This window comes from Variovorax guangxiensis (assembly GCF_003952165.1).
GTDB classification, from domain to species: domain Bacteria; phylum Pseudomonadota; class Gammaproteobacteria; order Burkholderiales; family Burkholderiaceae_C; genus Variovorax; species Variovorax guangxiensis.
Genome location: NZ_RXFT01000033.1, coordinates 1 through 2,472 on the forward strand (window position 1 = coordinate 1; position 2,472 = coordinate 2,472).

General features: G+C 69.0%; 1 protein-coding gene. It reads left to right on the forward strand.

Going from position 1 to position 2,472, the window contains the following annotated elements; translation table 11 throughout:
• The coding region (locus EJP67_RS33455) for an amino acid adenylation domain-containing protein (RefSeq protein ID WP_126026013.1) at positions 1-2,472 on the forward strand (2,472 nt) is incomplete at both ends.

Consider the following 2,472-nt stretch of genomic DNA (forward strand, 5'->3'; position numbering starts at 1 on the left):
GGTGCGTGGCAGCAGGTGGTGCAGCGCCATGACGTGCTGCGCACGGGCTTCCTGAGCATGGCCCAGCCTCCGCTTCAGTGGGTGGCCAGGTCGGTGGAAACACCCTGGCTGGAGCGCGATGCGCGCGCCGAGCCGAACCTGCGCCAGTCGCTGGACGACTGGGCGAGCGAAGATCTCGCGCGCGGCTTCGACCTCGTTCAGCCGCCCCTGGCCAGACTGCTCGCGATCCGTACCGGGCAGGACAGCCATCATCTGGTCTGGACCGCTCATCACCTGCTGCTCGACGGCTGGAGCCTGTCGCGGCTGATGGGCGAAGTGCTGAGCGCCTACGCAGGGGCTGCCCTGCCGCCGCAGGCCGTCCGCTATCGCGACTACATCGAGTGGCTGCAGGCACAGGATGCCGTGGCCCACGAGGCCTACTGGCGCGGCCAGCTCGCGCGCCTCGATACGCCGACGCACCTGAGCCAGGTGCTGCCCAGGCCGGCGCAAGCGCAGCCGGGGCACGGCCGCTGCATCCGTACCCTGGATTCTTCGGAAACCCAACGCCTGCAAACCTTCGCGCGGGCCGAGCGCATCACGGTGAACACGCTGGTTCAGGCGGCCTGGGCGCTGCTGCTGGCCCGTCACTCCGGCCAGCGCACCGTGAGCTTCGGCGTCACGGTAGCCGGTCGTCCGACCGAACTGCGCGGTGCCGACCAGGTGCTGGGCCTGTTCATCAACACCCTGCCGATGATCGTCGGCATCGAGGCCGGCCGGCCCGTGGGCGACTGGCTGCGCGCGTTGCAGGCGCAGAACCTGGCCTCGCGCGAGCACGAGCACACGCCGCTGCACGAGATCCAGCGCTGGGCCGGGCAGGGCGGCGGCCAGGGGCTGTTCGACAGCATCGTCGTGTTCGAGAACTACCCGGTCGATCAGGCGCTGAAGGCGAGCTCGCCCGGCGGCCTGAGCTTCGGTGAGATCGCGCACAGCGAGGAAAGCAACTACCCGATGACCCTGGTCGTGCGCCAGGCCGACACGCTGGGGCTGCAGTTCGGCTTCATGCGCGACAGCTTCGGCGAGCAGACGGCAAGTGCTATCGCCGACCGCATGCGGCACCTGTTGCTGCAGCTGGTCGATGCGAAGGCCGGGTGCCTGGATCGACTCGAGCTGCTCGATCCGGCGACGCTCCAGACCTTGCAGTCCTGGGGAGCCGAACGCGAGCAGCCGGCCGTGCTGCGCGATGCTTCGCTGCACGGCCTCTTCGAGCAGCAGGCCCGCGCGCGTCCGCAGGCCGTGGCGCTGGTCTTCGGCGAACACAGGCTCGGCTATGCGGAGCTCAATGCACGCGCGAACCGCCTGGCGCATCGGCTCATCGAACTCGGCGTACGGCCGGAGGCCCGCGTTGGCCTGGCGGTGGAGCGCGGCATCGAGATGGTGGTGGCCCTTCTGGCCATCCTGAAGGCCGGCGCAGCCTATGTGCCGCTGGACCCGGCCTATCCGTCCGATCGCCTGGCCCACATGATGGAAGACAGCGGCATCGCGCTGCTGCTGACGCACAGCGAGGTGCAGCCTGGCCTGCCGCCCAGCGGACCGGGCGTGCAGGTCCTGGCGCTGGACACGCTCGAGCTGCAGTCGGTGCCCGATCACGATCCGGCCGTCGCGCAGCACGCGGACCAGCTGGCCTACGTCATCTATACCTCCGGTTCGACCGGCAAGCCCAAGGGCGCCCAGCTGTGCCATCGCCAGGTGGTGCGGCTGCTGGGCTCGACGCAGGACTGGTTCCATTTCGGCGCGGACGACGTGTGGACCCTGTTCCACTCGTATGCCTTCGACTTCTCGGTGTGGGAAATCTTCGGTGCCCTGTGTCATGGCGGCCGGCTCGTGGTCGTGCCGTTCTGGATCAGCCGCTCGCCAGACGACTTCCTGGCCCTGCTGCGCGAGCAGCGGGTCACGGTGCTGAACCAGACGCCCTCGGCTTTCCGCCAGTTGATGACCGCACGCGGACTCTACGAGGAAGCCGACCTGTCGCTGAAGCATGTGATCTTCGGCGGCGAGGCGCTGGAGCCGCAGAGCCTGCGTCCGTGGATCGAACGTTTCGGCGATGCGCAGCCGCGGCTGATCAACATGTACGGCATCACGGAGACCACTGTCCACGTGACCTACCGGCCCATCACGGCGCTCGATCTCGAGGTGCCGCGCAGCCCGGTCGGCGTGAACATTCCGGACCTCGGCATGCATGTGCTCGACCCCGACCTGCATCGGGTGCCGGCGGGATGCGCCGGTGAGTTGTATGTGTCGGGAGCCGGCCTTGCGCGCGGCTACCTGAACAGGAGCGGCCTGACGGCACAGCGTTTCGTGGCGGACCCGTTCGATGCAGCCGGCGGCCGGCTGTACCGCACGGGCGACCTGGTTCGCTGGCGCGAGGACGGCCAGCTGGAGTACCTCGGGCGTCTGGACCACCAGGTCAAGGTGCGGGGCTTCCGCATCGAGCTG